This is a genomic window from Micromonospora sp. U56 (assembly GCF_018070095.1).
Taxonomy (GTDB): domain Bacteria; phylum Actinomycetota; class Actinomycetes; order Mycobacteriales; family Micromonosporaceae; genus Micromonospora; species Micromonospora purpureochromogenes.
Window position 1 is genome coordinate 6,898 of the sequence record NZ_JAGPYL010000013.1, and the last position, 26,795, is coordinate 33,692.

General features: G+C 76.2%; 17 protein-coding genes. All 17 read right to left on the minus strand.

Features of this window, described 5'->3' with window-relative positions; translation table 11 throughout:
• Positions 1–135: 135 nt before the first annotated feature.
• The 17 genes from KBX37_RS07480 to KBX37_RS07560 are packed head-to-tail and all read right to left on the minus strand — an operon-like array spanning position 136 to position 26,791.
• The gene (locus KBX37_RS07480; protein ID WP_210775190.1) at positions 136–3,570 is read right to left on the minus strand and encodes a DUF6519 domain-containing protein; all 3,435 of its coding nucleotides are present in this window, start codon (positions 3,568–3,570) and stop codon (positions 136–138) included.
• A complete protein-coding gene (locus tag KBX37_RS07485) occupies positions 3,567–5,690 on the minus strand; it encodes a phage tail protein (RefSeq protein WP_210775191.1) in 2,124 nt (707 codons plus the stop codon). Before KBX37_RS07485 ends, KBX37_RS07480 begins: the two co-directional genes overlap by 4 nt.
• Positions 5,687–8,143, minus strand: a complete 2,457-nt coding sequence (locus KBX37_RS07490) for a putative baseplate assembly protein (protein WP_210775192.1) — start codon at positions 8,141–8,143, stop codon at positions 5,687–5,689. The genes KBX37_RS07485 and KBX37_RS07490 overlap by 4 nt, the downstream gene beginning before the upstream one ends.
• On the minus strand, positions 8,140–10,518 hold the full coding sequence (locus tag KBX37_RS07495; RefSeq protein WP_210775193.1) for a baseplate J/gp47 family protein: 2,379 nt from the start codon (positions 10,516–10,518) through the stop codon (positions 8,140–8,142). Before KBX37_RS07495 ends, KBX37_RS07490 begins: the two co-directional genes overlap by 4 nt.
• The gene (locus KBX37_RS07500; RefSeq protein WP_088961874.1) at positions 10,515–10,877 is read right to left on the minus strand and encodes a GPW/gp25 family protein; all 363 of its coding nucleotides are present in this window, start codon (positions 10,875–10,877) and stop codon (positions 10,515–10,517) included. The genes KBX37_RS07495 and KBX37_RS07500 overlap by 4 nt, the downstream gene beginning before the upstream one ends.
• Positions 10,874–11,218, minus strand: coding sequence for a hypothetical protein (locus KBX37_RS07505; RefSeq protein ID WP_088961873.1), 345 nt, complete (start codon positions 11,216–11,218; stop codon positions 10,874–10,876). Before KBX37_RS07505 ends, KBX37_RS07500 begins: the two co-directional genes overlap by 4 nt.
• Complete coding sequence (locus KBX37_RS07510) at positions 11,218–11,721, minus strand: phage baseplate assembly protein V (RefSeq protein WP_179805109.1); 504 nt, start codon at positions 11,719–11,721, stop codon at positions 11,218–11,220. The genes KBX37_RS07505 and KBX37_RS07510 overlap by 1 nt, the downstream gene beginning before the upstream one ends.
• Positions 11,718–12,869, minus strand: a complete 1,152-nt coding sequence (locus KBX37_RS07515) for a hypothetical protein (protein ID WP_210775194.1) — start codon at positions 12,867–12,869, stop codon at positions 11,718–11,720. The genes KBX37_RS07510 and KBX37_RS07515 overlap by 4 nt, the downstream gene beginning before the upstream one ends.
• Positions 12,862–13,290 (minus strand): hypothetical protein, encoded by a 429-nt coding sequence (locus KBX37_RS07520; protein WP_210775195.1) that lies wholly within the window; start codon positions 13,288–13,290, stop codon positions 12,862–12,864. The genes KBX37_RS07515 and KBX37_RS07520 overlap by 8 nt, the downstream gene beginning before the upstream one ends.
• Positions 13,287–13,943 carry a hypothetical protein gene (locus KBX37_RS07525; RefSeq protein WP_154936630.1) on the minus strand — a complete coding sequence of 219 codons (657 nt, stop codon included), beginning with the start codon at positions 13,941–13,943 and terminating at the stop codon, positions 13,287–13,289. The genes KBX37_RS07520 and KBX37_RS07525 overlap by 4 nt, the downstream gene beginning before the upstream one ends.
• Positions 13,940–21,469: a DUF4157 domain-containing protein gene (locus tag KBX37_RS07530; protein WP_307848992.1), complete on the minus strand. Its 7,530-nt coding sequence runs from the start codon at positions 21,467–21,469 to the stop codon at positions 13,940–13,942. Before KBX37_RS07530 ends, KBX37_RS07525 begins: the two co-directional genes overlap by 4 nt.
• Positions 21,382–21,708, minus strand: a complete 327-nt coding sequence (locus KBX37_RS07535) for a hypothetical protein (RefSeq protein ID WP_210775197.1) — start codon at positions 21,706–21,708, stop codon at positions 21,382–21,384. The genes KBX37_RS07530 and KBX37_RS07535 overlap by 88 nt, the downstream gene beginning before the upstream one ends.
• Positions 21,705–23,540 (minus strand): ATP-binding protein, encoded by a 1,836-nt coding sequence (locus KBX37_RS07540; RefSeq protein WP_210775198.1) that lies wholly within the window; start codon positions 23,538–23,540, stop codon positions 21,705–21,707. Before KBX37_RS07540 ends, KBX37_RS07535 begins: the two co-directional genes overlap by 4 nt.
• The gene (locus KBX37_RS07545; RefSeq protein WP_210775199.1) at positions 23,540–24,826 is read right to left on the minus strand and encodes a DUF4255 domain-containing protein; all 1,287 of its coding nucleotides are present in this window, start codon (positions 24,824–24,826) and stop codon (positions 23,540–23,542) included. The genes KBX37_RS07540 and KBX37_RS07545 overlap by 1 nt, the downstream gene beginning before the upstream one ends.
• Positions 24,823–25,578 carry a hypothetical protein gene (locus KBX37_RS07550; RefSeq protein ID WP_210775200.1) on the minus strand — a complete coding sequence of 252 codons (756 nt, stop codon included), beginning with the start codon at positions 25,576–25,578 and terminating at the stop codon, positions 24,823–24,825. Before KBX37_RS07550 ends, KBX37_RS07545 begins: the two co-directional genes overlap by 4 nt.
• The gene (locus KBX37_RS07555) at positions 25,575–26,276 is read right to left on the minus strand and encodes a hypothetical protein (RefSeq protein WP_210775201.1); all 702 of its coding nucleotides are present in this window, start codon (positions 26,274–26,276) and stop codon (positions 25,575–25,577) included. The genes KBX37_RS07550 and KBX37_RS07555 overlap by 4 nt, the downstream gene beginning before the upstream one ends.
• Positions 26,273–26,791, minus strand: a complete 519-nt coding sequence (locus KBX37_RS07560; RefSeq protein ID WP_210775202.1) for a phage tail protein — start codon at positions 26,789–26,791, stop codon at positions 26,273–26,275. The genes KBX37_RS07555 and KBX37_RS07560 overlap by 4 nt, the downstream gene beginning before the upstream one ends.
• Positions 26,792–26,795 lie beyond the last annotated feature (4 nt).

The window sequence follows — 26,795 nt, forward strand, 5'->3', positions numbered from 1 at the left end:
CCCGCCTTGCCTTGTTGAGCGACTACCAGAGGAGTTGAACCCCTAGACCACATCCGCAATCCGCAACCGTGCTAAGTGGCAGTCACCGAAAGCGTAGGACGCCGGAAGAGCCCACGCAGTCACCCATGTGACAGCTCAGCTCACGTTGCCCGCGTTCCGTGCTCCGCCCTCGACCCGGATCAGGCCGTCCATCGACACGTTGTCGGTCACCGACCAGAGGCGCTTCGCGGGGGCGCCCGACCAGAGCGGGTTGACCATGATGCCGGGGTTGCAGTTCTGCACCAGGTTGTCCCGCACGGCCAGGATCGGCCCCCCGGCCGCGAACGCCCAGATCCCCAGGCCGGTGCCGCCGGAGACGGAGATCCGGTTGTCCGAGACGAAGACGTTGCGCATGCTGCCGATCTTGATACCGCGGATCGTCCCCTCCCCCCGCCACCAGGCCTTGACCAGGTGGATGTCGTTGCCGGTCACCCGGATCGTCCGGCCCTGGATGGGCGGACCGGGGTGGTACGACACCCCGATGTGGACGCCCTCGGCCACCTGGTCGAAGCGGCAGTCGGAGACCTCCACGTCACCGACGGCCGTGCCGCCGCCGATCACCACCCCGCAGGCCCCGATCGACGCCTCGGCCGCGGCCGCCAGTTCCTTGCGGTACCCGGCGGCATACCGGTCGCCGAACGCCGGCTCCAGCAGGATCCGGTCGGCGACCGAGCGCAGGTGCTTGGCCGCCGCCGACGGCGTCTGCACCGGGCGCGACGGCGGCGACGCGGCCAGCGCCGCCTCCCAGGCGCCCTGCCCCAGGGCGGAGTCGAAGCGCAGGCTGGCCCCGGGCGCCGGCAGGGCGACGTCCCGCCGGTCCCGGGCGATGTCGTCGGCCCTGCGCACGTTGACGCCCTCGCCGACCAGGTAGTCCCGCAGCGCCTTGCGCCCCTCGTCGGTGTCGAAGATCCGCCCGGCGGCGTCGCCGAGGCGGCCCTTGAGCGAGGTGAGCTGCCGTTTGTAGCTGGGCAGCCGGCCCGGGTCCGCGGCGGCCAGGTCCGCCAGCCGGTGCAGGTACGCCCCGGCGCTCTGGTCCGAGCGCAGGTCCTCCGGCGTCGGCGGGTGCAGGGCGGCCAGGGTCCGCCACTCGCTCTCCGGCACCGTCGAGTTCATCCGCACGCCCCACTGCCCGACCCGGACCACGGTGTTGAAGTCGCCGCGTTCCAGCCGGTCGGTCCGGTCCAGCGCCAGCCGGCCGACCAGCTGGGTGGCCAGCTCGCCGCGGAACTTCTCGTCCTTGACCAGCTCCTGGAGGGTCAGCGAGAGCGGTCGGGGCGGGGTGCTGAACCGGCAGCGGGTGACGACGGCGTGGTCCGGGTTGACCAGGAGCACGCCCTGCTGGCCGTGACCGATCAGGAAGTCCGAGTCGAGCACCCGGACCCGGCCGGGCGGGGTGCCCTGGTCGTTGCGCACGGTCAGGCAGGTGCTGCGCGGCGCGGCGCCGGCCACCCCGGCCAGCCGGACGTGCTCGACGGTCACCTCCGTGCAGTTGATCGCGCTGATCGGACCGAGCCGCCCCGAGCTGTCGGCCGGCCCCGGGGTCTCCACAAACAGGTGCGACACCGACACCGAGCCGCAGTTGGCGAAGAGCAGCGCGTACTCGTGGCCCTGCACCTGGATCCGGCTCGCCGGCCCGCTGCCGAGCAGCCGGATGTTCGCCCGGTTGCTGAAGGTCACCGGGGTGTTGCTGGTGTAGAGCCCGGGCGCGAAGCAGATCAGCGCGTCCCCGGCGGGCAGCGTGTTCAACGCCTGCACCCAGTCGATGCCCGGCCGCAGCGTCAACGTCGCCCAGCCGCCCGTGCTGGCCGCGGCGAGCTGGTTGATGGCGGCCTGCACGGTGGTCGCCCCGGCCAGCGACGGCCGCCCGGTCGGGTCGTACGACACCCGGTCGGCGCGGGAGAGGCTCGCGGTGAAGGTGAGCGGCAGGTGGGCCGGCTGCATCGCCTCGTCGAGGAGCTGGGCGGTCACCTCCTGCGTGGCGGTGCCCGAGTCGAGCTGCCAGGCGCAGCGGGCCCGGCCGTCCGTGCCGGTCTCCACGGTGACCGTGCTCGCGGTGGTCGCGCCGGCGGTCAGCTTCCCCTGGCCGATGGTGACGGTGAACCGCACCCGGGCCTTCGCCACCGGTTGCCCGCCCGTGGAGACGCCCGCCACCAGGTCGTGGCCGAGCGGCACCAGCGTCGCCGGGCTGTTCGGCACCGGCACGGCCTCCTGGCCGTCCCCGCCGAGCAGGCTCAGGGTCACCTGACCGGTCAGCGGGGCGAAGACCGGGCGGCAGTCGCGCAGCACGCTCCACTGGCTGCCGTCGTACCCGAGGACGCCCAGCCGGCCATGGGCCCGGCGCGGGCCGTGCGGGGTCTGCGCCACCGGCATCGTGCCGGTCCTCGGCCACTGGACGTCGTGCACGGCCGAGCGGGCGGGAAAGGACCACCAGTCCCCGGTCCGGTAGCTGCCCGCCGCTGCGAACCGGATCTTGATGCCGAGTTCCAGGTCCAGCTCGGCGCCGCCGGTGGGGACGGTGCCCCGGCCGTCCCAGCGGCGCACCCGCGGCCGCCGGGGGAAGTCGGCGCGGTTCAGGCTGCCGGTGGCGGTGGCCGGGCGGATCACGATCCGGTCGCCCTCCACCCGGTCGACCTGCACCAGCGTGCCCGGCGTCGCGTTCTGCTCCCGGGTGTCGTCGGTCAGCTCCAGCCAGGACCCGTTGGCGAAGCCCGCGCTGCCGTCGCGGCCGGGCACCTTCACCGTCAGCACGTCGACGTCGACGCTCTCCCAGGTCGCCACCGTGGAGCCGTTGTCCCGGGACCACACGTAGGTCGCCGCGCCGGGAGCGCCGCCGGCGAGGATCTCCACCCGGTAGCACTGGTTGTCCAGCCCGGTGTACGGGGAACCGGTCGGGATGACGCAGTCGCCGCCCGGCGCGCCGGTGGGATCGGCGCGGACCGCGAGGGTGCCGGTGGAGGCGGCGGTCAGCTCGGCCCAGCCGGGCGGGGTGTCGGCGCACCCCACCGGGGTGTTCGGCGGGCCGGCCTGCACCAGCCGGACCTGCCAGACGGTGCGCAGCCGGGTGGCGGTGTCCGGCCCGCCCAGGGCCACCTCGCGCAGGCTGGCGTCCTCGATGGCGGTGACGTGCTGCGGCCAGGCCTGGAGCCAGGCCACGTACACCCCGGCGGGGACGGCGGCGCCGGCGGCCAGCCAGGTGCCGTCGAGCCTGCGCACGAACGGGCCGGCGGCCGGCAGGTCGGGTTGGGCGAAGACGGAGACCTGCGCGTCGTTCTCGCAGAGCACCCCGTCGAGGTAGTAGCGGCCGGCCGACAGCTTCAGGTCGCCGCCGCCCCCGGTCAGCGCGAACGCCCCGTTGGTCAGCGGCGCGCCGGCCGGGCCGACCAGGTCGGTCAGCGCGGTCGCCCGCAGGTGCGCCTGGATGTCCTGCTGCTCGTTCCAGTCCGCGTCCAGGTCCACCCGGCCCTGCTGTTTGCGCACGCTCGTCGCGTGCCGCCGCTGGTCGAACGTCGAGCGGCTGATGTCGCCCTTCATGGTGTGGTTCCTCCGGTCGGCAGCACGGGCAAGGGAGATGCCACCCGCCCCAGCGGCAGGTACTCCCGCAGGGCGAGGGCCAGGTTGTTGAGGCGTTGCGGGGTGAGCGCGCGTCGGAACGCGCCCATCTCGGCACCGGACTCCGCGCCGGTGCGCAGCTCGGCGGCGGCGGTCTCGGCGAGCCGGCCGTACGTCGCGTCCCCGTACCGGGTGCTGGCGAAGGCCGGCCCGACCCGGGTGGCCACGTCCGGGTCGCCGGGCCGGGCCTGCACGGCCAGGTCCGGCTGGCAGCGGTACCGGCGCGGGGTGACCGAGCCGGGCCGCAGGTAGCTGAACCGCAGGTACCCCTGCTGCCGGCGGGCCACCGTGACCACCCCGTCGAGCAGGCAGTCGGTGGCGGTCAGCACCCGCGCGCCGGTCGCGCCGAGCACGGTCACCCCGGCCAGCTCGACCTCGGCGTCCGCGGCGCCGATCCCGCCGTGCACCAGGGTGTCGGTGACGGTGAGCGGGCCGTCGCCGACGGCCAGCGACCCGGTGACGCACCGGTGCATCGCCACCTCGACCCGCTCGTTGCCGGCCGCCACGGTCAGCCCGGTCGCGCCGGGCCCGACCGTGCAGTGCCGCAGCTCCAGCCGTCCCAGCCCCGGGCCGCCGGCGGACGGCGCGGCCACCGTCACCGGGCCGGCCACCAGCAGGCCGTCGACGACCAGCTCGCCGGGGCGGTCCCCCGCGCCGGCGCCGGTGACCGACAGGCCGCCCAGCAGGCAGGGCCGCACGCCGACCGGGTCCAGGTCGGCCTGCCGGCGGGGCCGGTCCGGCGGCCGGGGCCATTGGGCGGCCAGCAGGGTGAGCCGGCTGCCCTGCCCGACGCGCACCGCGACGGTCTCGGCGTAGCGGTGGCTGTCCAGCAGCACGATCCGGCCGGCGGTGCCGGGATGGGCCGCCTGCCAGTCGTGCCAGGCGGTGACGGCCTCGCCGAGCGAGGCGACCACCTCGCCCGCGCGGGGCGGCTCCGTCGCGCTCACCCCGAGCTGCCAGTCCACCGGGCCGCCGGCCGCGCCGAGGTCACCCCGGCGGGGGTACGGGCCGGCGCCGACGTCGGCGCTGAACGCGTACCACCAGGAGAGTGCCAGGCGGTGCACCGGCCGCCCGCTGGCGACGGTGACCCGGCCGAGCACCGGGTCGACCCGGACCAGGCTGCCGGTGGGCAGCTCCCATCCGGTCAGGTCGCAGATCCGCAGGTGTTCCAGGGGTACGGCGCGCAGGTCGTCCGCCGCGGTCGGCTGGATCCACACCACGAAGGAGGGGTCGTCCTCGCGGAACCAGCGCAGCTCCTCCGGGGCGGGCGGCGCGGCGGAGCCCAGCGCGGCCAGCTCGTCGCGCAGCGGGCGGCGGCGCAACGGGCCCGGCACGTTCGCCTCGTCGGCGTGGTGGTCGATGTCCGGCTCGGTCACGGTCGGCCCGGTCAGCTGCCGGCCCACCCCGACCGGCTCGATCCACCACCGGCCGTCCGGCGGGTCGGCCGCCGGGGCGGCGGTGGCCCGCTCCAGCCGGTACGACGGCAGCGGCCACACGTACATGCCGATGTTCGGGATGTTCGGGCGGCCCTGGCCGGCGCCCATCGCCCGCACGTCGACCGTGCGGCAGACCGGTTCGAACGGCCCGCCGACCAGTTCCAGCGGCCCGACGTCCCGGATCGCCGCGGTGGCCGGCGCGGTCTTCGGGTGGTTGACGTGCTGGGTGATCACCAGCCGCTCGAAGAACTCGACGGCGGCGGTGCTCCAGCCGGTGTTCGCTCGGGTCAGCTCCTCCAGCGCGGCGGCGGTGCCCTTGCGGCGCCGGAACCGGATGGTGTCGGCCACCCGGGCCCGGTCGGAGAAGGCGGCCGCGTCGGGCAGTGGGTGCAGCCGGCCCGCGCCCACCAGCTCGCCCAGGTAGGGCACCACCCACTCGGCGCAGGTCTCCACGAACCAGTCGTCGGAGAGCTGGTCGACGTCGGCGCCGAGCCGGGCGGCCTGCTCGGCCATCACCTCGACCAGGGCGCGCAGCACACCCCCGGCGGCCTCGTCCTCGCTGCGCAGCGCGGCGGGCAGCAGCCCCCAGATCTCCTCGGCCCTCACGATGCCTCCAACAGGGTGACGTCGCCGGCGTCCGCGGTGAGCAGGTCGGCGGGGAGCAGCAGGTCGCCGGCGCGGCGGGCCGGCGCGGCCACGATCACGTCCGCCCGGCCCGGGGGCAGCTCCGCGTCGTGCAGGAGTTCCAGCACCACGCCGGCCACCCCGGACACCCGGTGCAGCAGGGCCTGCACCTCGCTGGCGCGTACCGGTCGGGCGTAGTCCCGAGCGTCGAAGGACAGGCCGGCGACCAGGGCCGCACGGGCCGCGGCGGCGACCGCGACGAAGCGGTGCCCGGGGGCGACCAGCAGCCGGGCGGTCACCGCGACCCGGCGGCGGCGGTGGCCGAGGATCCGGACCGGCACGGCGGGTTGCCGGGCGGCGTCCAGCGCGCGGAGCAGGTCCGTGCGCAGCTGCGCGCCGTCCGGGATCGCGGCGCCGTCCGGCCCGGCGACAGTGAGCAGGACGATCTGCCGCTCGCCGTCCCAGACCAGGTCGGCGCGGGCCTTCCCGACGCCGGCGAAGGCCCGTGCGAAGTCCGCGTGGTCGTCGAGGGAGACGACCCGGCCGAGGGTACGCACCGCCAGCGGCGCGTTGCGGCGCGCCCGGTCCACGTTCTCCGGGTCGTCGGCGCCGGCCGCCGGCACCGGGTTCGTGACCTCCATCAGGCCCAGCGGGCGGGACAGCGGGATGGTCAGCCGCCCCGCCGCCAGGTCGGCCGACCGGCCGATGCCGGACCGGTAGGTGGCCACCACGTTGTCCTGCCCGGTGGGCAGCCGGGCGCCGGTGCGGCCGTCGCCGAAGATGACGGTGACGGTGCCGTCGTCGGCCCGGCGGACGGTGTAGACCCGGGCGGTGGGAGCCTGGCCGAGCAGCGCGGGGACCTCCTGCCAGCGGACCCCGTCCACCCACACCGCCAGGGTGGTGCGCGCCCCGCTGGCGGTGGCGGCGGGTACGTGGCTCAGTGGCGCGTGCCGGAGGGTGAACCGCTGGAACGCCTGCCGGGCGTCGCCGCCGCCGAGCACCTCGGCCCGGCTCTCGCCGTGCGTCGCCTTCGCCACGTTGCCGAGCACCCGGACGCTGTCGCGCCGGTAGGTGTGGGCGATGGTGCTGTCGAGATCCACCGTGGACGGGCCGCGTACCCGCAGCACGGTGACCACCTCGGAGACCGCCGCGCCGGTCGGGTCGGCGCCGGTGAGCACCAGCCGACGGCCGGGTTCCAGGCCGGGCGTCGGGCGGGCCAGCTCCAGGGTGGCCACCTTCGCCAGCGGGGCGGTCTCCGGTCGCGGGGCCACGGCGAGCTGCCGGCTGTCGCCGAGCACGGTGGTGCTCCGCCGGGAGAACGTGTTCGAGTCGCCGCCCGTGACGGTGATCCGGGTGGTCCGGGCGGCGATGCCGAAGTCCGCCACCGGCACCTCGGCCACCGCGCTCACCCACCGCACCTGCGCCGCCCCGGCGGTCTCCAGCACCACCCAGGAGCCGGCCAGGACCCCCGGGTACGACTGGTCCAGGTGCAGATCGCGCTCGGTGGCGGCGAGCTTGGCGTCGGCCCAGGTGTCCTTGCGGCTGGCGTACGCGCCGGGCAGCACCTGGCTGGTGCCCGGGTTCAGCTCGCCGACCCGCAGCGCCACCGGCAGCGCCGACCACGGCTGGGCGTTGAAGCCGAACAGCGCGGCCCGCTGGGCGAGCAGGTGCACCTGCACCCCGGTGACCCGGGGGCGCAACGAGACCGGGAGGACCTGCGCGGCCAGCGGCGCGTCCAGCGTCACCACCGTGTACGCGGGCACCGCCTGCCGGCCGTCCCCGCCGGCCTGTGGCGCGGGCAGCACCGCCGTGGCGGCCCGGACCCGCCGCACGTCGAACCAGTCCGGGCCGAGCACCAGCAGCGCGCTGCCGGCCGGCAGGACGGTGTCGGCGCCGGCCAGCGTCAACGTCTCGTCGCCGGGGCGGGGCGGCCGGGGCTCGGTGACCCGCAGCCCCACCGCGTTGAGCTCCGGCCGGGCGACCAGCGGCTCGACGGTCTCGAACACCTGCGGCAGCTCGCCGGGGCCGGGGACGCTCTGCGCCTGGCTGCCCGCCGGGATCGGCACCCCGTCCGGCGCGCCGGGGGTGGCGGTGACGGTGAACGACAACCAGGTCGTGGCGGCGACACCGGGCCGCAGCTCGTACCCGATGGCCCGGGCCAGCATCAGCACCGAGCCGCGCTCGGTGGCGGTGCCGAGGAAGCCCTCGTTGGCGATCCGCTCCTGATAGAAGGCGAGCACGTCCAGCGTGGTCGCCCAGGCGTGCAGCAGGGCCACGGCCGGGTCGTCGACCTCGCGGGTGGTCAGCCCGGCCAGCTCGGGGCGGGCCCCGAGCCGGGCGAGCATGTCGGCGGCGAAGTCCGCCTGCCGGCCCAGCCGGTAGCTCACGCCGGCCCGGCCGGGCGGGTTGGGCCCACGGCCCGCTCGTGTCGTCACAGTCCACCCACCAGGTCGAGGTGCAGGATGCCGTGCTCGGGCACGCTGGGATCGTTGTCGAGGCGGATCACCTCGGTGTCGCCCGCGCGGAGCACCCGCGCGGTCAGCTCGCCGCCGGGCGCCACCCCGACCGGGTGCAGCTCGGTGACCCGTACGTCGGTGACGCCCGGGACGGTGACGGCGGCGGCGAGGAGCTGGCTCAGGTAGAGCGGCGTGCCGAAGCTGAGCCGGTCCGGGTGGAAGAAGCCCCGGCTCCCGTCGGGCAGGTCCCGGTCGGAGAAGAGGTCCAGCAGGGCCCGCCGCACGTCGGAGCGGAACGCCCCGGGCGTGACGCACACCCACAGCCGCAGCTCGACCGGCAGGTCGACCGGGTCGCGCAGTTGCAGGTCGTACCCGGCCACCCGGAACCGGTCCAGTCGCCCGGCCAGCCGGCGGGCCAGCCCGGGCTCGCCGTCCAGCCGCTGCCCGCCGCGCAGGTCGAGGGTGAGGAACACCGTCCACCAGGAACCGGTCCAGCGGATCCGGGCGGTGGCGTTGTCCACCTCCGGCAGGCGCAGCGCGGCGGCCACCCAGTCGGCGGTGGTCACCGCCCGTTCCTGGGTTCCGAAGGCGACCGGGGCGTGCTGGCGGGCGTGCTCGGTGTGCTCCGGGTCGGTGCCGCCGACGGCGGGCAGCGGGTTGGTCACGGCCAGCACGCCGGAGCGGTCCGTCACCAGGGTGGTCAGGGCGTCGTGGCCGAGGTTGCCGGCCGCGCCGCCGCCGCGCCACCAGGTCACCTCGAACACCGTGCCGGCCGGTGGGCGGCGACCGGACACGTCGTCGCCGAAGCGCAGGACGACCCGGCCGTCGCCCTCGCGCTCGGGCACGAACCCCTGGTCGAACCGGTCGGCGTTGAGCAGGTCCCGGCGGGGCCGCCAACTGCCCTCGGTGGTCTCCAGCCGGATCAGCGGCAGCGCGGCGCGCGGGTCCTGGGTCAGCGCCTGGCTGGCCGGGGTGTCGGCGGGGAACGGGGTGGCCGCGGCCACCGGCTCGGCGGTCAGCAGCGGTCGCCAGCGGGTCTCCTCGGCGGGCGGGAGCTGGCCGCGTACTCCGATGGCGTGCTGGGCGGCCACCACGTTGCCCCGGGCGACCGCGCAGGTGACCAGATGGTCGGTGCCGGAGCCGGCCACCGGGGCGGTCACGGTGAGCGGGAAGGCCAGCCGGTCGGCGGCGCTCCACCCGACCTCCAGCACGTTCACCCGCGCGACCGGGTCGGTGCCGGGGCGTACCGAGGTCAGCCGGACCACCTGCCGCCGCGTCGGGTCGGCGTCCGCCCGGCGCCCGGTCGCCGGCGAGACCACCTCCTCCAGCAGCAGCAGGTCGCCGGGGGCCAGGCCGGGGGCCGGCTGGTCGAGCAGGGTCGCCCCGACCGCGCCGGCGGGCAGGCAGCAGTCCCGGCCGCCCCAGACGTGCAGGGCGATCTCGTTGCGGCTGGCCCGCGCGGTGAGCGCGGTCAGCGTCTCGAACCCGGTGGCGCCGCCGGCCAGCAGCGCCACCGCGTCGGCGGCCGGCACCGCCGGGGTGGCCCGGTCGGCGGCCAGGACCGGGGTGCCCGCCGGGATGCCCTGGGTCTCGGCGTCCGAACCGGCGGTGACCCGCACGCTGAGCCAGGCGCGGGCGGCGCAGCCGTCGTGGACGGCGTAGTCGAGCAGCCGGGCGTGCCGGCGGACCGAGATCCGGCTGCGAGCGGTGCCCAGGTACGCCTCGGTGCCGGCGGCGTCCTGCCGGTACGAGAGCCGGTCGGCGACGTGCGCCAGCGCCTCCACCACGGTGATCAGCGGGTCGGCCGGGTTGCGTTCCGCCCAGCCGGGCAGGGCCGCCACCCGGTCCAGCATCCGCGGCCGGACCCCCGCGTTGTCCTTGGCGAGGTAGTCGGCCGGCGCGCCGGCCGGGCGGGGCGGCGGCCCGGCCGGGGCCGCCGGGGCCGGGTCCAGGTCGCTCGGGCAGTTCGCCTTGAAGGAGAACGTCGCCTCCGCGAGCACCGGGTCGAAGCCGGCCGGCACCCGGTCGTCCACCGCCGAGCGCACCAGCCGCAGCGTGTACGGGGAGAAGTCGCCGGCCCGGTCCACCCGGACGGTCAGCTCCGCGCCGGCGGCGGAGACGCTGACCACCCGTACGCCGGTGATCCGCACCCCGCCCTCGACGACCACGTTGCCGGCGGCCAGCGCGGCGCCGGTGGGTACCCCGTCGGGCTGGCCCGGCAGCGGGTGCAGGAACCCCACCCGCAGCAGCTTCTGGTCGGCCGCGTCCACCTCGACCCAGTCGATGCCGTTGAACCCGCTGCCCGGGCGGGCCACCTCGGCCCGGCGCTCGTCGTCGGTGCACCGCACGGTCATCTGCTCCCCCTCACGATGGCGACCTCGGCCGGCCGGCCGGTGGCGCGCAGCCGGTAGCCGACGTGCACCCGGACCGTGGCCTCCGCCAGGTCGACCCGGACGTCGTCGACCTCGATCAGCTCGCCGAGCCAGCGCTGCAACGCGCTGCGCGCCTGCAACTCGGCCGCGCCGACCACCGCCTCGTCGACCGGGGCGAAGAGCAGCTGGCCCAGGCCGGCGCCGAAGTCCGGCCGGTTCACCCGCTCACCGGGCGAGGTGAACAGCACCGCCTCGACCAGGTCGGCGACGTGCCGCTGCGGGCTCGCCAGCCCGGAGCGGCCCCGGTTGTCGGGACGCCAGGGAAAGGCCGGGTAGGTCACGATGCCACCGCCCTGATCTGGAAGCCGGCCACCGTCGGTGGCCCCTGCGGGATGCCCTCGGCGCTCACGCCCAGCCCGACGCTGACGGCGAGCATCGCCGGCTGGCCGTTGACCAGCACCCGCGCCGCCGGGGTGGTCCACTGGATCCGGACGCAGGGCTGGGGTTTGGTGCCCGCGCCGACCGGCACCTGGAACGGGCAGCCGGTCACCGGGTACGCGTCGGCGGCGGTCACCACCGGCAGGCCGCCCACCAGCACCCGGGAGTTGCCGGTCTGCGGGGTGACCGGCCCGGCGTGCGGGCAGGAGAGCACGGCGCCGACGTGCAGCAGCGGGCCGGGCATCAGGTCACCGTCAGCGCGGTCTGGTTGACGGCCACGGTCGGCCCGACCAGGGTGATCGAGGCGCCCTTGCCGTTGGAGATGACGATTCCGGTGTCGTTTATCGAGATCATCGCCCCGGTGAGCGTCTTGAGCAGGATGCCGCCGGCTGGCCCCGGGGCGTCGGAGACCATCACCGTGGCCTGCCCGGGGGTCTGCAGCACGATCGGCGGGGTGGGTGGCGGGGCGGCGGACACCAGGGCGGGGATCTCCGCCTTCGAGCCGTACCAGCAGCCGGTCCAGATCGGGTGGTCGGAGTCGCCCTGCTCGAACTCCACCCAGACCCCGGTGCCGGGCAGCGGCACGGCGTACATGCCGGACTGGATGCCGGCCAGCGGGAAGCAGGGCATCGCCCAGGTGGACGGCGGCAGCGTGACGTCGGGGACGGTCACCTGGATCCGGCCCTGCTGCAACGGGTCGATGTGGTTGACCACCGTGCCGCGATACTTGCCGTAGTACCTGGTCATGCGTCGACCCTTCCCGAGGTGGAGAGCTGGGCGTTGCGGCTGAGATTGAACCGCTGCTTGACCTCGCCGGCCTTGACCGTGGTGGTCACGCTCTTCACCACGTACTCGCCGTCGTAGGCGCGTCCGGCGCCGCGCACCCCGACCAGCCGGCGGCACTGCAGCAGGCGGCCGTAGCGCAGCACGTCCAGCGAGCCCGAGCCGGTGATCACGTTCGCCGACTGGGCGGCGCGGGCCAGGCCCCGGGCGAGGGTCTGCACCACGTCCATCCGGGCGGTGGCGTCGTCGGTACGGCTCGGGTCCGCCCGGCCGATGTTCATCCGCCGGTACGACAGCGGGATCGGGATCTTGCGGCCCAGCGGCGGGTTCAGCGGGCTGACGTCCGGCACCGGCAGCGGGATCGGCACCCGGACCTGCTCCGGGAACGCGGTGAGCAGGTAGACGGTCTTCTGCACCCCGTCGAACGAGAAGGACAGCGACTCCACGTTGGAGAAGGCGTCGGCGTTGACGGTCAGCGCCGGCTGCGCCCGCCCGGCCCGGACCTCCGGCCCCCAGTACGCGGTGTTCATCCCGGGCGTGGGACCCGGCTCCACGTAGAAGGTGTAGCCGACCTCGTCGGCCAGCTGCGACACGTACGCGAAGGTGGTGCCGCGCACGGCCGGGACCCGCTGGATCGGGTTCGGGGCGAACACCAGCACGCTGGGCACCAGCATCGGCAGCACGCCGTACGCGGCGAACGGCGCCAGCAGGGTGAGCACCCGCGCCTCGGCGGGCATCGGCATGGGCAGGCCCGACAGGTCGATCAGGTCCATCATCTGGCTCACGTCGACCCCGGTCAGGGTCAGCGTCGACGCGCCGGCCTCGTTGCTGCGGGCCACGTCGTGGCGGGTCACCACGCCGTCGGAGAGCACCTGCGGGCGGCCGTCCAGGTGCAGGACCAGCAGCACCCGGGTCGGCGGGTCGAGGCTGCCGTCGGCGAGCATCCGCTCCACCAGCGAGCCTCGGCCGAGGGCGAACCGCAGCTGGAAGCCGGAGCGCTGGCCCGCGTTCTGGGTCACCTGCGCCTCCTGCAGGGCCTCGACGAGCTCGTACGGGGCGGGCCCGAAGGTCAGCGGCCCGACCAGCAGTTGCAGCCGCACTCCCCTAGGCATCGCCGGCTCCGGGGAACCCCTCGGGCAGCGCGACCCGGACCACCCGGCCCGGCTGCTCCAGCTCGGCCGGGTCGAAGGCGCCATTGGCGTCGCAGAGCTGCCAGAACGCGGTCGGGTCGCCGACCGTACGGGCGGCCAGCAGGTCGACCCGGTCGCCGTCGGCCACCTGCTCCCAGCCGGCGGTGGCGAGCCGGTCGGCGGGCGGCACGAACCGGCGGCGCAGGTGGACGACCTCCTGCCCGGTGTCCGGGTCCACGGTCACCGCGGTGCCCACCGTGGCGTACCGGCTCTCCGGCGCGATCGTGCCCGCCACCGGTACGCCGGCGGTGCTGCCGCCGGTCGCGGCGAGCAGCGTCTCGGCGACCCGGCTGCGGGCGGCGACCAGGGCCGGGTCGGTCTCGGGCGGCAGCGGCGCGGTCACGGCAGCCGGTCGATTCCGAGGTCGGTCAGCCGGCCGCCGCGCGCCCGGCCGGCGAGCTGTTCGAGCTGCTGGTGGGCGGCCATGGCGAGGCCACCGGCCCGGCCGGCGGTGCCGACGTCGTTGACCGTCAGCACCCGCAGGCCCAGCCGGATCTTCGCGCGGATGGGGTTCAGCATCGGGTCGAACGCCTCCTCGGTGATGGTTAGCTCGGTGATCCGTACCGGCCAGAGCCGGCGCCGCCCGAAGGCCAGCAGCACCAGCGGCGCCGGTGGCGGCACCACCTCCAGGGTTCCGGCGGCCAGCAGCGCCGCGGCGTCCTGCACGGCGGTCAGGCTGGGATAGGCCAGCGACTCCAGGGCGGCCAGCTGCGCGGTCAGGCCGAGCTCCACCGCGTCGGCGTTGGACCGCGGTTCGGCGAGCTGGTCGGCGGCGTCCAGTTCGGCCTCCAGGGTGAGCGTCTGCACCGGCGGTCCGGTGATCCGCAGCGCCTCGCCCTTCGCACCGCCCTCGGCGCCGCCGGTCTTGAGCTGGAAGCCCCGGGTCAGCGCGTCCGGGTTGTACTGCAGGGTGATCACCCGCCGGGTCCGGCCGCTGTCCGGGTCGAGGACCACCAGGCCGGCGCGGAGCAGGCGGGGGCTGAGCGGACTGGTCACGGGGTGCCTCCTGTCGAGGGTCGGCGCCAGCGGATCTGGTCCGCGACGGCCCGGGTGATCCGCCCCTGCAACTGCCGGGGGTTGAGCCCGTCGAAGGTCAGCGAGCAGTTGGTCACGTCGGTGACCCGAATCTGGCCGGTCTGCAGCTCCAGGCCGGTGAAGAGCAGGTTCACCCGCGCCACGGTCGCGCTGCTCAGGGAGATCGGTCGCAGCGCCCCCGGCTGGTCGCTGCCGTCGGCCGCCCGGCTGATCCCGCCGCCGATCCGCAGGCCGAGCAGGGCGTCGGGGGCCAGGACGATCTCGTTGCCGTGGCCGAGCGGGAGGGTGATCTCCCGGGGGTTGTTGACCGACAGATCGGCGTCGATGTTGCGGATCGCCAGCCGCCCGGGCGGCGACGGTTGGTCGCTGCGGACGTCGGCGATGGTGTGCAGCAGTTCGTCCCGGGACTCCGGGGTGGGCCGCAGCAGCCGGTTCAGCTCGATCAGGTGCTCTTCCCGGGCCGGCCGGACCTCGCCGATGGGCAGCCGCCAGCGCAGCAGGTCGACGGTGTTCGGCTCCTGCGGGCCGAGCCCGGACGGGTCCGCCACGGTGGGCAGGGTCACCCGGTAGACGAGTTCCTCACCCTCCATGGTGAACCGCCCCGGTGTCCACCACGGCAGCGCGCCCGTCATCCGCCGGTAGTCCACTGCCCCGTCGTGGAAGGCCAGCCGGGCCTCCCAGGTCCGCTCGCCCCAGACGAACCCGGAGTGCACCACGTCGAAGTCGAGCCGGCCGTTGAGGCTGTCGAGGACCTCGCCCAGGTGGTAGGTGTTCAGCACGTGCAGCAGCCCGTCCCAGGCCGTGGCCATCTCCCGGCGGCGCTGCTGGCTGGTGGTCGAGGCGGGAGTCGGGCTCGGCCCGCCGCCCAGCAACATGCCGAGGTCGAGCGCGAAGGTGGCGTCGCGGATGTCCAGCGAGGGCAGCACGCCCGCGCCGGAGGTGATCTCGTGGGTGAGGTCGCCGAGCAGTCCACGCTGCACGAACACGTACAACCCGATGCCGTGGTCGACGAAGGTCAGGCCGCTGATCTCGCCCCCGGTGGCGGTGATGGTGGCGGGCGGGGGCCCGCTCGGGCCTAGGCCGGCACCGCCCTGCTCGTATCCGATGGAGGTGAACCGCAGGCCGTACTCCGGCCGGTCGTCGGGCGCGCCGAGCAGCCGCAGCTCCCGCCGGGCGTCGGCGGTGACCTGGGCGCGGATCGCGGTGAGGCTGGGCTGGCGCAGGTTCAGCCGCAGGCCGCCGTGGTCGAGGAAGTCCACGGTCAGCCCCGCCGCGCCGAAGTCGGCGGTGCCGCCGGAGAGGAAGGTGCCGATGTCGAAGCCGACCCGGGGTGCGCTGATCGCGCCCAGGTCCAGCCCGCCCATGATTCGCATGCCCTGCGCGGTGTGAGTCGGTTCGACCAGGAAGCCGTCCAGCGGCGGGGCCGGGCGCAGCCGCAGTTCGCCGAGCACCGCCTCGTGGTCGGGATCCAGCCGGATGGTGGTGCCGTCGCCGAGGTCGACCAGCAGGCCGCTGGCCCGGGTCTGCCCGACCACCAGCTCGCGCAGCAGCAGCCGGCGGAACCGGCCGCCGGGCGTGCCCGGCGGGTGCAGGTCGATCCGGGCCCGCGCCCGGATGTCGAGCAGGGTGATGGCGCCCTCGCCCGGCCGGATGCGCAGGCCCAGGGACTGGCCCTGCCAGTTGAGCGCGTCCACCGACACGGTCGCCAGCCGCAGCCCCGGGCCGCCGTTCGCGCCGATGTCGATCCCGTCCGGGCGGATGCTGACCAGTCCGGTGTCCAGGCCCTGGAAACCGACGTGCTGGGTGTGCTCGCCCGGGTTGGCGCCGGTGCCGAGGTGCCCCTCGGCACCGGTCACCCGGGCCTCGACGTGGCCGCCCCGGCCGAAGGCCAAAGTGATCTGGGCGGCCGACAGCGCGGCGTCGACCCGCAGCGCCGCGTCGACCCGCCCGGCGATCTCCAGCCGGGTGGCGCCGGTGGTGATCCGGCCGGCGACCAGCCCCGCCGCCCGCGACCAGCGCAGACCCCGCACGTTCACGTCGAGGATCTCCAGCGGCGGCAGGTTCGGCTGCCCGGCCGGGGTGGGCACCGGGCGGCCCAGGCCGACGTCGAGCACGCCGCTGCGGTAGCGCAGGTCCCGGCTGGTGATCCGGTCGATGTGCAGGCGCTCGACGAGCAATTCGGCGTCGCCGGGCGGCCGGACCTGCCCGTCGGGACCGGTCCGCTCCGGGGCGCTGTCCCAGCGACCGGTGACGGTGAGACCGTCCAGCACGGTGGGGCCGTGGGAGACGATCCGGCCGTCGCCGGCCCGCCAGTCGATCCCGGACAGCTCGATCCGGGACGGGCCGATGTCCTCGAACCGCAGCCCGCCGGCGTGCTCGGTGACGATCCGGCCGCCCAGCCCGGCCCGGCGGACGGTGACGGAGCCGTCGGGGGTGCGCAGGGTCGTGTCGGCGAGGGTGACCCCGCTGAGGGTGATCTGCTGGCTGTCCGTGGGGTCGCTGAGGATCCGGCCGGTGGCCGGGTCGACCCGGTGCGCGCCGGCCCGGATCAGGTCCACCGTGACGGCGGCGGCGGCCGGGCCGACCGGCTGGCCGCCGACCGTGCCGGTGATGGTGGTCGGGCCGCCCGGCAGCGCCCGGGACAGCACACTGAACCGGAGCTGGTCGAGCTGGCCGATGCTCAGCCGGCCCGAGTAGGTCATCTCCTCGCCGGACAGGTCCAGCTCCCGGTCCTGCACCCGGACGCCGACCAGCGCGCCGGAGACGACCTCCACCGAGTAGCCGGGCGCCGGCTCGGTGACGTCCATGCCGATCCGGTCGGCGTCGATCCGGTCGATCACCATGGTGCGGATCAGCGCGCCCCGGACCTGGCGGCCGGTGGCGGCGGGCGCGGTGCGGACCAGCATGTCGAGGCTCATCCGGCCGATCCGGGTGCTGCCCCGGGAGTAGAGGCTGCGGGTGGCCGACCGCATGGTGACCCCGGTCAGCTCGGTGCGCTCCACGACCAGGTCCGGCAGGCGCAGGTCGTCGCCCTGCGGCACCACCCGACCGTGGATCGCCTCGCCGGGGCTGCCGTCGGCGCGGGCGGGCGCGGTGAAGGCGATCCGTCCGGCCGTCGTACCCGGGCCGGACAGCCCGGTGACGGTGAGGTCGCCGACGCCGTACCCCACGGCGGCCCGGCCGGTGGGCAGGCCGGCCTCGGTCGCCGGGCCGCTCAGCTCGGCGGGGAGCAGGCCGCCGCCGGTGACATCCAGGTCGGCGCGGGCCCGCAGCCGGTGGGCCTCGATCCGCTCCACGGTGGTCGCGCCGCTGCGGACGTCGGTGGCGGTCACCGCGGCCACCCGGATCTCGGCGCCCAGGGTGGCCGGGTCCAGGCCCGCGCTCAGCCCACTGACGGTCAGCCCGCCGACCGACAGGCCGAAGTACCGCCGGGCCCGTTCCCGCAGCTCCTGGAACTCGCGTTCCTCGGCCGCGCTGCGGTGACCCGGGACGTACCGGCCCGCCGCGTCCACCGGCTCGGCGGGACGGGCCGCCAGGACGCGCAGCCGGTCGAGGTCGGTCAGCCAGCGGGTGAGCTCGGCGCGGCGGGCCGCCCACTGCGGCTCGTCGGGCAGCGCGCCGAGCTGGGCGGCGACCTGCTCCCGGGTGGGCAGCTCGGCGGCGGTGACCCGGAGCGCGGGCTGCCCGGCCGCGCCGGGCAGCAGTCGTACGCCGGCGGCGGTGACCGACGCGGTGCTGCCCTGGGCGAGGGTGGCGGCGTCCGGGGCGGTGCGGTCCCGGCGGAACCGGGCGATCAGCTCGTCGTCGGGCAGGTACTCGCCCGACCGGGAAGGCACCGAGCCCTCGGCGTGGATCGGGTCGATCTCCAGACCGGCGGCCTCGACCCGGCCGGTCAGCCCGGTCACCTGGATCCTGCCGATGTCCAGGGTGCCGCCCGCCGTCTGGCGGAGCTGGTCCGAGAGCGCGACCAGGCGACGCCGTTCGGGCTCGGTCAGCGACTCGGCGTTCCAGCGGTGTCGGGCCTCCAGCCGGTGCAGCTCCCGCTCCAGCGGCTCCAGCTCGGTCAGCTGCCGGGTCACCCGGCTCAGTCGGTCCTGCAACGCGGCGCGTTCGGCGACCGTCGCCCGGCCGAGCCGTTCCCGCAGCGAGTCCTGCTCGGCGCGCAGCCGGGCCGGCAGGCTGTTGCCCAGCCCGATCAGGGTCCGACCGACCTCGATCCGGCCGACCTGCTGCATCCCGGCGAAGGAGAGCCCCTCGGCGGTGGCGCTGGCGAAGCTGACCCGCAGCGAGTGCAGCATGGCGACGGCGTCGGTGGCCCGCTCCCCCACCGTGCGCGGCGGGCGCATCACGCCGTCGGTGAGCAGGCCGATGGTGGCGTTGGCCAGCGGCGTGAAGATCTCCCCGGCGCTCAGCGAGGTGAACTGGCGGGCCAGGAAGGGCGCCCCGGCCGTGTACGGGGCGAGCAGGGCGTCGCTGATCTTCGACAGGAACGGCAGGCCGCCGTAGAACGAGATCACGTTGTGCAGCAGGTGGATCAGCGGGTCGATCAGCGGGATACCGATCCAGCCCCGCCGGCTGGGCTCGGTGACGTCCTCCCGACCGGTCGCCCCGGCCCGGAAGGCCAGGTTGGACAGGCCGAAACGGGTCAGCCCGAGGATCCCGCCCGGCAGCGAGTCGCTGGCGTAGACCACGTCGGAGACGCTCAGCCCGGTCATCCCGGCCTGCGCGCCGACCGGCCGCTCGTAGCCCCGGTCGGAGAAGGAGGCCACGATGTCCAGGCCGGTGAGGACGACCCGGCCGGTGCGCAGGGAGCTGCCGGTGAACGTCCGGTTGAACCCGTCGAGCTCCAAGCGGGGCAGCCGGGCGCGGAGGATGCCCTGCCGGGCGTCGACCGACGCGGACAGCTCGTTGGTGTGCGCGCGGTCGGTGTCACTCAGCCGGGCACCGCCGAGGTCGCCGCTGATCCACTGCGCGTCGTGCAGGTCGAACTCGCGGAGGGTGACCTCCTGGGTGAACATGCTCAGCCCGGTCCGGCTGAGGAAGAGCAGCTTCAGCCCGACCGCGACCAGCCGGGCCAGGTCACCGACCACGGTGGGCGCGTCGTCGGTGCGCAGCGTCTCGGGTTCGAACGACGGCCGCAACCGGGCGTGGAAGAGCCGCAGCTGGTCGACCAGCTCGCGCAGGCCGGAGACCTGGTCGGCCCGGGCGTCGCGGGAGCGCAGGAACACCCAGCGGCGGTCGTCGAGGGCGTACAGCTGGACGATCAGCGAGCGCAGCTCGGTGGCCCGGTCCGCCCGCCACAGCCGGTCGTCGCGCAGCCGGTCGCGGAGCTGGTCCCGGGCCTCGATCCGGCGCGGGCCGGAGATCGCGGTGACGGCCAGGGAGGCCCGCATCTCCGGGGTCATCGCCGAGCGCATCCGGGCCCAGCGGTCCGGGTCCTCGGCCTCCAGCCGGGCCTGGTCGGCCACCGGCAGGTTCCGCACCAGCTGGAAGGCGAGCCACGCCTCGCGCGGGTTGACCGCCCAGTCGGTCAGGCCGACGGCGAGCAGCTGGCGGGCCTGCCGTTCCAGGTGGGCGGGGTCCCGCAGGGCCAGCAGGTCCAGCACCTCGGTCCGCCACATCTCGTGGGTGAGGTGGGCGTCGGGCAGCGCGTCGAGGATCCGGTCCAGGTCGCGCAGCGCGTCGAGCCGGTGCACGGCGGTGCGCAGCGTCTCCCGGCCCCGGGCCGCCCCGCCGGTCACCGCGCCGGTCGGCTGGTCGAGGCCGATCAGCCGGCGGACCAGCGCGACCGCCCGCGACCCGTCCAGCCCGGCCTGCACCTCCCGGTGGATCTCCTCGACGACCCGACCGGCGTCGACCTGCCCGGCGCTGCGGCGGGCCGGGTCGAGCGGTTCGGCGAGGCTGCCCACCCCGGTGTACCGGCCGCCGAGGATGTCCTCGGCGGGGATGTTCTCCTCCAGCCGGGCGAACCACCGGCCCTGCTCCAGCCGCCGCCACCGGTCCTGCGCGGCCAGCGGCAGGCTGCGCACCAGCAGGTACGCGAAGCGGGCCTCGTGGTCGCGGATCGCCCAGTCGAAGACCCCGTACGACAGCAGCCCCTCGATCCGGGTCAGGTTCTGGTGCTCCTCGCGGGCGGCCAGGACGACGAGCAGCCGGGGGCCGAGGGTCGCGCCGATCCGCTTCTCCTCCCACGGCAGGTCGTCGAGGAGCACGTCGAGCCGGCCGGCGTCGTCGAGCCGGCGTACCACGTGGCGCAGCCGCGCACCGGGTTCCGGCGGGCCGGCGGTGGCCGTACCCGCGCCGGCCGCGCCGCCGCTCGGCGCGGTGGCGGCCGCGCCCCCGGCGGTGGGCGGCGCGGTGGCGAGCGCGGCGAGCAGGTCCAGCGCCTCGGCGGCCCGATGCTCGCCGATCAGCCGCTCGGCCCGCCGCGACACCGTCCGCAGGTCGGCGTCCCCGTCCAGCCGTCGGCTCTCGTCGTCGACCCCGCCGAGTGCGGTGAGCTGTGCCCGCAGCGCGGCGGCGTCGGTGCCGCGTGGCGTCCGCTCGGCCACCAGAGCGTGGAAGAAGACCTTGCGGTCGCCGTTGAGCAGTTCCCGCAGGACGCTGTCGCGCAGCGCGCGCACCACGTTCAGCGCCGTGCGCCGCTCGACCGGGCCGAGCCCTTCGGTGCTCAGCCCGTGCACGTTGCCGGCTTCGAGGACCCGCAGCAGGTAGGGCGTCTGGCCGCCGAGCGCGGCGAGGGCGGCGCCCGGGTAGAGCCGGTGGTGGTCGTCGTCGAGGTTGCGGGCCAGGTCGGTGCGGCGGTTCGCGGGCAGGCTGTGCACCAGGTTGCGGGCGACCAGGAAGGGCATCGTGTCGAGCACCCGCAGGCAGCCCCGCACGTCGTCGCCGGAGACCCACAACCCGTCGAGCAGGTCGATCAGCCGGGCCCGCTCCGCACGGTAGCGCCGGTCGACGATCTCGCTGAGCTGCGACTCCAGCAGCCCGGTCTCGGTCTCGCTCGCCGCCGCCGTGCGGGCCGGGGGCGACGGGGCGGTGCCGACGGCGCCCGTGTCGGCGGCGACCGCGCCGGTGGGCAGCCGCGCGGCCGGCGCCCACAGCGGGCGGCCGGCCGCGGCCGCCTCGGCGAACTGCCGGGCCTCGGCCTCCGGATCGGTCCGGTTCGGGTACGCCCCGGGCGCCGCGCTCGCCTGCGCCAGGTGCCCGAGTTCGTGGGCCAGCAGGGCCCGCCCGGCGGCCCGTTGCGGATCGAAGCCGGGGGCCAGGTAGAGCGCGCCGTCGGCGAAGAGGCCCCGGGCCCCGTGGTTGCCGGCCCGGCGCCCGGCGTCGCCGAGGTGCACCCGCACGGCGTCCGGCCGCAGGCCCAGCGCGGGAGCCCACCGGCCGACCAGGTCACTGGTCAGCGCGGCCAGCGCCTCGTCCCGGGCCGGGGCGTCGTCCCGGTCCGGGGCCGGCGCGGCGTGGACCGCCGCCTCGCGCTCGGGCAGCGGCCCGGCTCCGGGTGTCCGGGGCGGCCCAGCCCGGCCCAGATCGCCTCGGCCAGGGCGGCCGGCAGGTCGGCGTCGGGGCGGGCGCGCAGCGGCCCGGGCGCGGGGGCGGTCCGCGGCAGGCCCCGGTCGGTGAGCAGCCTGGTCAGTGCCACGGTCACGGCGGCGGCGAGCGCGGCCGGATCGGGCACCTCGACCCCGGTGAGGACCAGCTCGCGGACGTCCACCTCGATGTTCATGTCCACAACCCCGGGTCCGCGGGCCGGTCGTGCTTGGCGTACTCGGCGGCGACCGCGTCGAGGACGTGTCGCATCCCGACCGGGGCGCCGTCGCCGGACGCGACGAGCGCGGCGCGCAGGGCGATGGTGTGGATGTCCCCGCCGGTGAGGTCCAGCTCGGCGAGCCGGGCCAGGTCGAGGCCGTCGGTGGCCAGCCCGGGCGGGAAGGCCTGCCGCCACAGGTCGGCCCGCTCGGCCGGGCCGGGGTGTCCGAACGGGACCACCACCCGCAGCCGGCGCAGGAACGCCGGGTCGATCGCAGTGCGCATGTTGGTGGTCAGCACCGCCACGCCCCGGTACTGCTCCATCCGTTGCAGCAGGTACGACACCTCGATGTTGGCGTACCGGTCGTGGCTGTCCTTCACCTCCGAGCGCCGGCCGAACAGCGCGTCGGCCTCGTCGAAGAGCAGCACGGTGCCGCCGCGTTCGGCGGCGTCGAAGATCCGGCGCAGCTGCTTCTCGGTCTCCCCGATCCACTTGCTCACCACGGTGGCCAGGTCGATGCGGTGCAGGTCCAGGCCGAGCGCGCCGGCCACCACCTCGGCGGCGAGGGTCTTGCCGGTGCCGCTCGGCCCGGCGAACAGCGCGGTGACGCCCAGCCCCCGGGCGCTGCGCCGGCCGAAGCCCCGCTCGGCGAGCAGCACCCGGCCCGCGGCGGCGGCGGTGAGCTGGCGCAGCTGCTCGCGCGCCGGCGCGGGCAGCACCAGGTCGTCCCAGCCGGCCCGGACTTCAATCCGCTCGGCGAGGCCGTCGAGGTCCCGGCGTACCCCGGCGCGGACCAGGTCGCGGGCGGCGGTGACCGGATCGGCGCCGGGCCGCCCGGCGGTGGCGAGGATGTCGCTGTGCGCCAGGTCGAACTCGCGGGCCAGTGCGGCGGCCGGCCCGCCGGTGCGGCCGGGCAGCACCCGCCGCCACAGCTCCCGCTGCTCGTCGCGGGTCGGCCGGTCCACGACCGGCCCGACGCCGACCCCGTGCAGCGGCACGGCCCGTGGGGTGGAGACCAGGACGTCACCGATGATCCGGGCCAGCAGGTACTCCACGGTGGTCAGCAGCTCGGGCGGCTCGTCGCCGGCCAGCTCGACCACCAGGACCGGGTCGGCCAGTACCACCTCCCGGTTCCACAGCCGGGCGAAGGCGTCCCGGTCGGTGACGGCGCGGGGCAGGTCGACGGCGGAGACCCGGTGACCGGTACGCCGCACCGTGGCGACGGCCAGCGCGACCACGTCGGTCCGGTCGGCCCGGTCCGGCCCGCAGATCCGCAGCGCGCGGCGGCCGGCCTGCCACGCCTCGGCCAGCTGGGTCGCGGCCTGTCGCCGGCTCGCCGGCAGGGTGGCCGGTGGGGCGGGCAGGTCCGCCAGGTACGGCCGGAGCCGCTCGTCGAGGCGGCCGGCACCGCGCACCTCGTGCAGGATCCGCTCGTCGGGACGGACCGGGGCGTGCGGCAGCGGCCCGTCACCGACTTCGACCAGCCGGGCGGCGCGCAGCGGCCGGTCGGCGGCCAGCGCGTCCCAGTGCGGGCCGGGCAGGGTGTCCAGGCACCAGGCGAAGGTGGGGGGACGGTCCAGCAGCCCGAGCTCCCCGGCCATCGCGGCGACCAGGACGTCGCGTTCGAACCCGCTGAGCCCGAAGCCGCCGGCGATCCGGTCCAGCGCGGGGCAGCCGGCGGGCGGGCGGTCCGCCGGGTCGCCCTTGAGCAGCAGTCGGATCCGGTCCACCTCGGCGGGCAGCCCGTCGTCGGCGGTGGCGGCGACCGGCGGGGCGGGCCAGCGGGCGGCGGGGCGCGGGGCGGGCATCACAGCACCACCGACGGTCCGGTGTACCGGCCGGAGGGGTCGGCGGTCAGCGGGCTGTCCACCCCGTCCACCCGCAGCCGGGCCAGGTAGGTGCCGGCGGGCAGGTCGCGGAAGCCGAAGCGGATCCGGTCGGTGCTGTCGGCGCCCGGCGCGACGCCGTTGCCGGGCGGTGCGGGCAGCACGGTGCCGATGCTGCCGGTCAGCGAGAGGGTCACCTGCTGGGTCGCGCCGACGCGCGGGTCGACGGTGACGGTGACCGCGCCGGTGCGCAGCGGCACCCCGTCGACGGTGCGGGTGGAGTCGACCACCACGTCGCCGGGCGTGACGGTGATCAGCGGACGGTAGGTGACCGGCACCGCGTCGGAGCTGAGCGCCGGCCGGGGGCTGGGCGGGTCGCCGAGGTCGACGGCGTGCGTGACGACCAGTCCGGAGATCCCGGCCGGCACCGGCCGGTCGAAGGCGGCCAGCGGCACCCGCAGCTCCCCGGCGGTGGCGGACGCCGGGCTGGCGCTGGCCGCGCCGATCCGGATCCGGGTGTCCCGGCCGGACAGGTTGCGGCCGGTGACCACCAGGGTCGCCCCGGCGGTGACCGGGGTGCCGGTCGGGCCGTCCGCCCGCACCTGGTCGACCTCGGGCCCGGCGACGTCGACGGTGCCGGCGGTGACCGCGCGGACCGGCAGCGGTTCCCGCGCGCCGCGCACCGGGTCGATCAGCACCACCGAGACGTCGAAGAAGACGCTGGTCCGGTACGGCGCGCTGAACGCCGACCAGAGCCGGAAGGTCTCCTCCCCGCCCGGGCTGTTGGTGGTGGCGATCCGCAGCTGCTCGAACTGCTCGGCGAGGCGGGAGTCGGCGACCGGTGCGGGCAGGGTCGGGTCCGGCGGGTCGGGTGCGAGGGACCGGCGGATCACCGTGCGGGTGAGCACCGGCGTCTCGTGCAGCATCGCCAGCAGGTGCCCGAGCAGGATCTCGCTGGTCAGCGGGTCGTGGCCGTAGACGCTCGCGACGTAGTGCAGGTCCACGCCGAGCGGCGGCGCGGCGACGTCGTCGCCGGCCGCGTCGCGCGGCGGCGGGCCGAGGTTGGCCCAGGACGGGTTGCGGGTGACCCGGTTCAGGAACAGATTGACCTGGTTGCCCTCCTGGTTGCCCACGGTCACCCGGTCGGGCGGACCGGCGGACACGGTGACCCCACCGACGGCCGAGGAGGCGCCGGTGGTGCGCAGGTACGCCATCAGCTGGCCGCGCAGCACCGCGGTGACCGCGGCGAGGGCGTACGCGGTGCTCATCGTGGCCCTCCCGGGTCGCGCAGGTAGGCCTCCAGCTCGGGGGCCGGCCCCGGCTCGGCGGCGGGCGGCGGGGCGGCGGGCGGGACCGGCGGCCCGGCGGCGCTGACCGGTCGCTGGCCGGGTGCGAGCCGGACATCGATCCGGCCGATGTGGACGTGCACGGTGGGCCGCTCCGGCACCCGGACGGCGGCCCGGGTCACCGGTGCGACGCGCGTCGGCGGGGCGAGCGGCGCGGTCCGTACCACGGGCGCCGCGACCGGGGGCGGTGCCGGCTGCGGCGGCGGGGCGGGCGCGGCGGGCGGGGGCGGCGGCTCCGCCGGCCCGGCCGGTGGTGGCCCGGTCACCACCCGGTCGAGGGTGAACTCCCGCAACACCCGGGTCGTCTCCTCCCGGATGACCGGCTCGGGCGCGGCCGGACGCGGCGGCGCCGCCTCGCGCGGCGGGGCGGCGGGGACGGCCGGCACGGCCGCCGGAACCGGCTCGACCGGCGCGGTGGCCGCCGCCGGCAGCCCGACCAGTGGCACCGGTGCCGGCGCGACGGCGGGCGGCGGGGTGCCGGGCGGCGCCGACGGCGCGGCCTGCGGACGGGTCGCGGGGCGCGGTGGAACGGGGGCGTCCCGCTCGAGGTCGTACGCCTCGAACCCGCCGCCCGGCTCAGGCTGCTCGGGTTCGAACCGGCCGAGGGTGCGCGGCTGGAGCCGGTGCGCGCTGCCCACGGCCAGGGCGGCCAGCGCGGCCAGGTAGCCGGTCATGGCACCTGCTCCAGGTACGCGGCGCGGCGGTGCGGGCCCAGGCCGAGCACCTCCGCCTCCGACCAGCCGTACGCGCGGGCCAGCCGGTGCACCTCGCCGAGCAGCCGCCGGACCCGGGCGTCGGCGGCCTGCCACGCCCAGGCGGGCAGGTCCAGCAGGGCCTCGGCGCCGGCGCCGCAGGCCGGGCAGGTCAGCGCCACGGCGACCATCCCGAGCGGGTCCCGTTCGGCCATCGCCGCCGACACGGCCGGCAGCAGCTCGGCCGGCTCGGCCACCGGCGGCTCGGCGGCGAGCAGACAGGTCTGGAGCAGCCGGTGCTCGGCGGCCGCCGGGTCACCCGCGCGTGCCGCCTCGGTCAGGTCGGCCGGGGTGGGCAGGCGCAGCGTCAGCCGGTGCCCCCGCCAGTCCAGGGTGAACGTTCCGGTGGCCGGTTCCGGCGCGGCGGCCAGCAGCTCGGCCACGGTGAAGCCGACCTCGAGGCGTTCCGGACAGGCCGGACAGTCCATGATGGTCTCCACCCGCCCACCGGTCCAGTCCCCCGCGGTCCGCAGCAGCAGGGCCGCCACAACGCCCACCGGCAGCCGGTCGGCGTCGGGGCGGCCGAGCAGCACCAGCGGACGGTGTGCCGCCGGCCGGTCGAGCGCGTGGTCCCAGGCGGAGACCAGCTCCGCCTCGCTCAGCCGCCGCCCTCCGGTCACGACCCGAGCCGGGGCTCGGCCGGCTCGGCGACCGCCTCGTCGCGCTCCCAGCCCTCGTTCTCCAGCTTGATGTGCTCGATCGCCACCGCGTTGGCGTTGGCGTCCAGCTCCGGCAGCGCCTGGTACTCCGACACCCAGCACCGGAACAGCCGGTACGACTGGGCGACCTGGCCAGCCTCGTTGAGCAGCTCGATGGTGATGTCCCGGCGGAAGTCGGCCAGCGACACCTCGGAGCCGAGCCCGGCGTGCAGCGCCCAGATCTTCCCGGCCCACGCGGCGAACTCCGCGTCGTGGGTCAGCCCCCGCTCCAGCGTCACCGCCTCGAACTCGCTGCGCCCCGGCGACTTGCGGCTGGTGGACGGGTCGCCGCCGTCGCGGTGCTTGACCACCTCGGTGGTCCGCTTCAACGCGCTGACCTTGCTCACCCCGGCCACGTACCGGCCGTCCCACTTGACCCGGAACTTGAAGTTCTTGTACGGGTCGAACCGGGTCGGGTTGACGGCGAACTGCGCCATGACT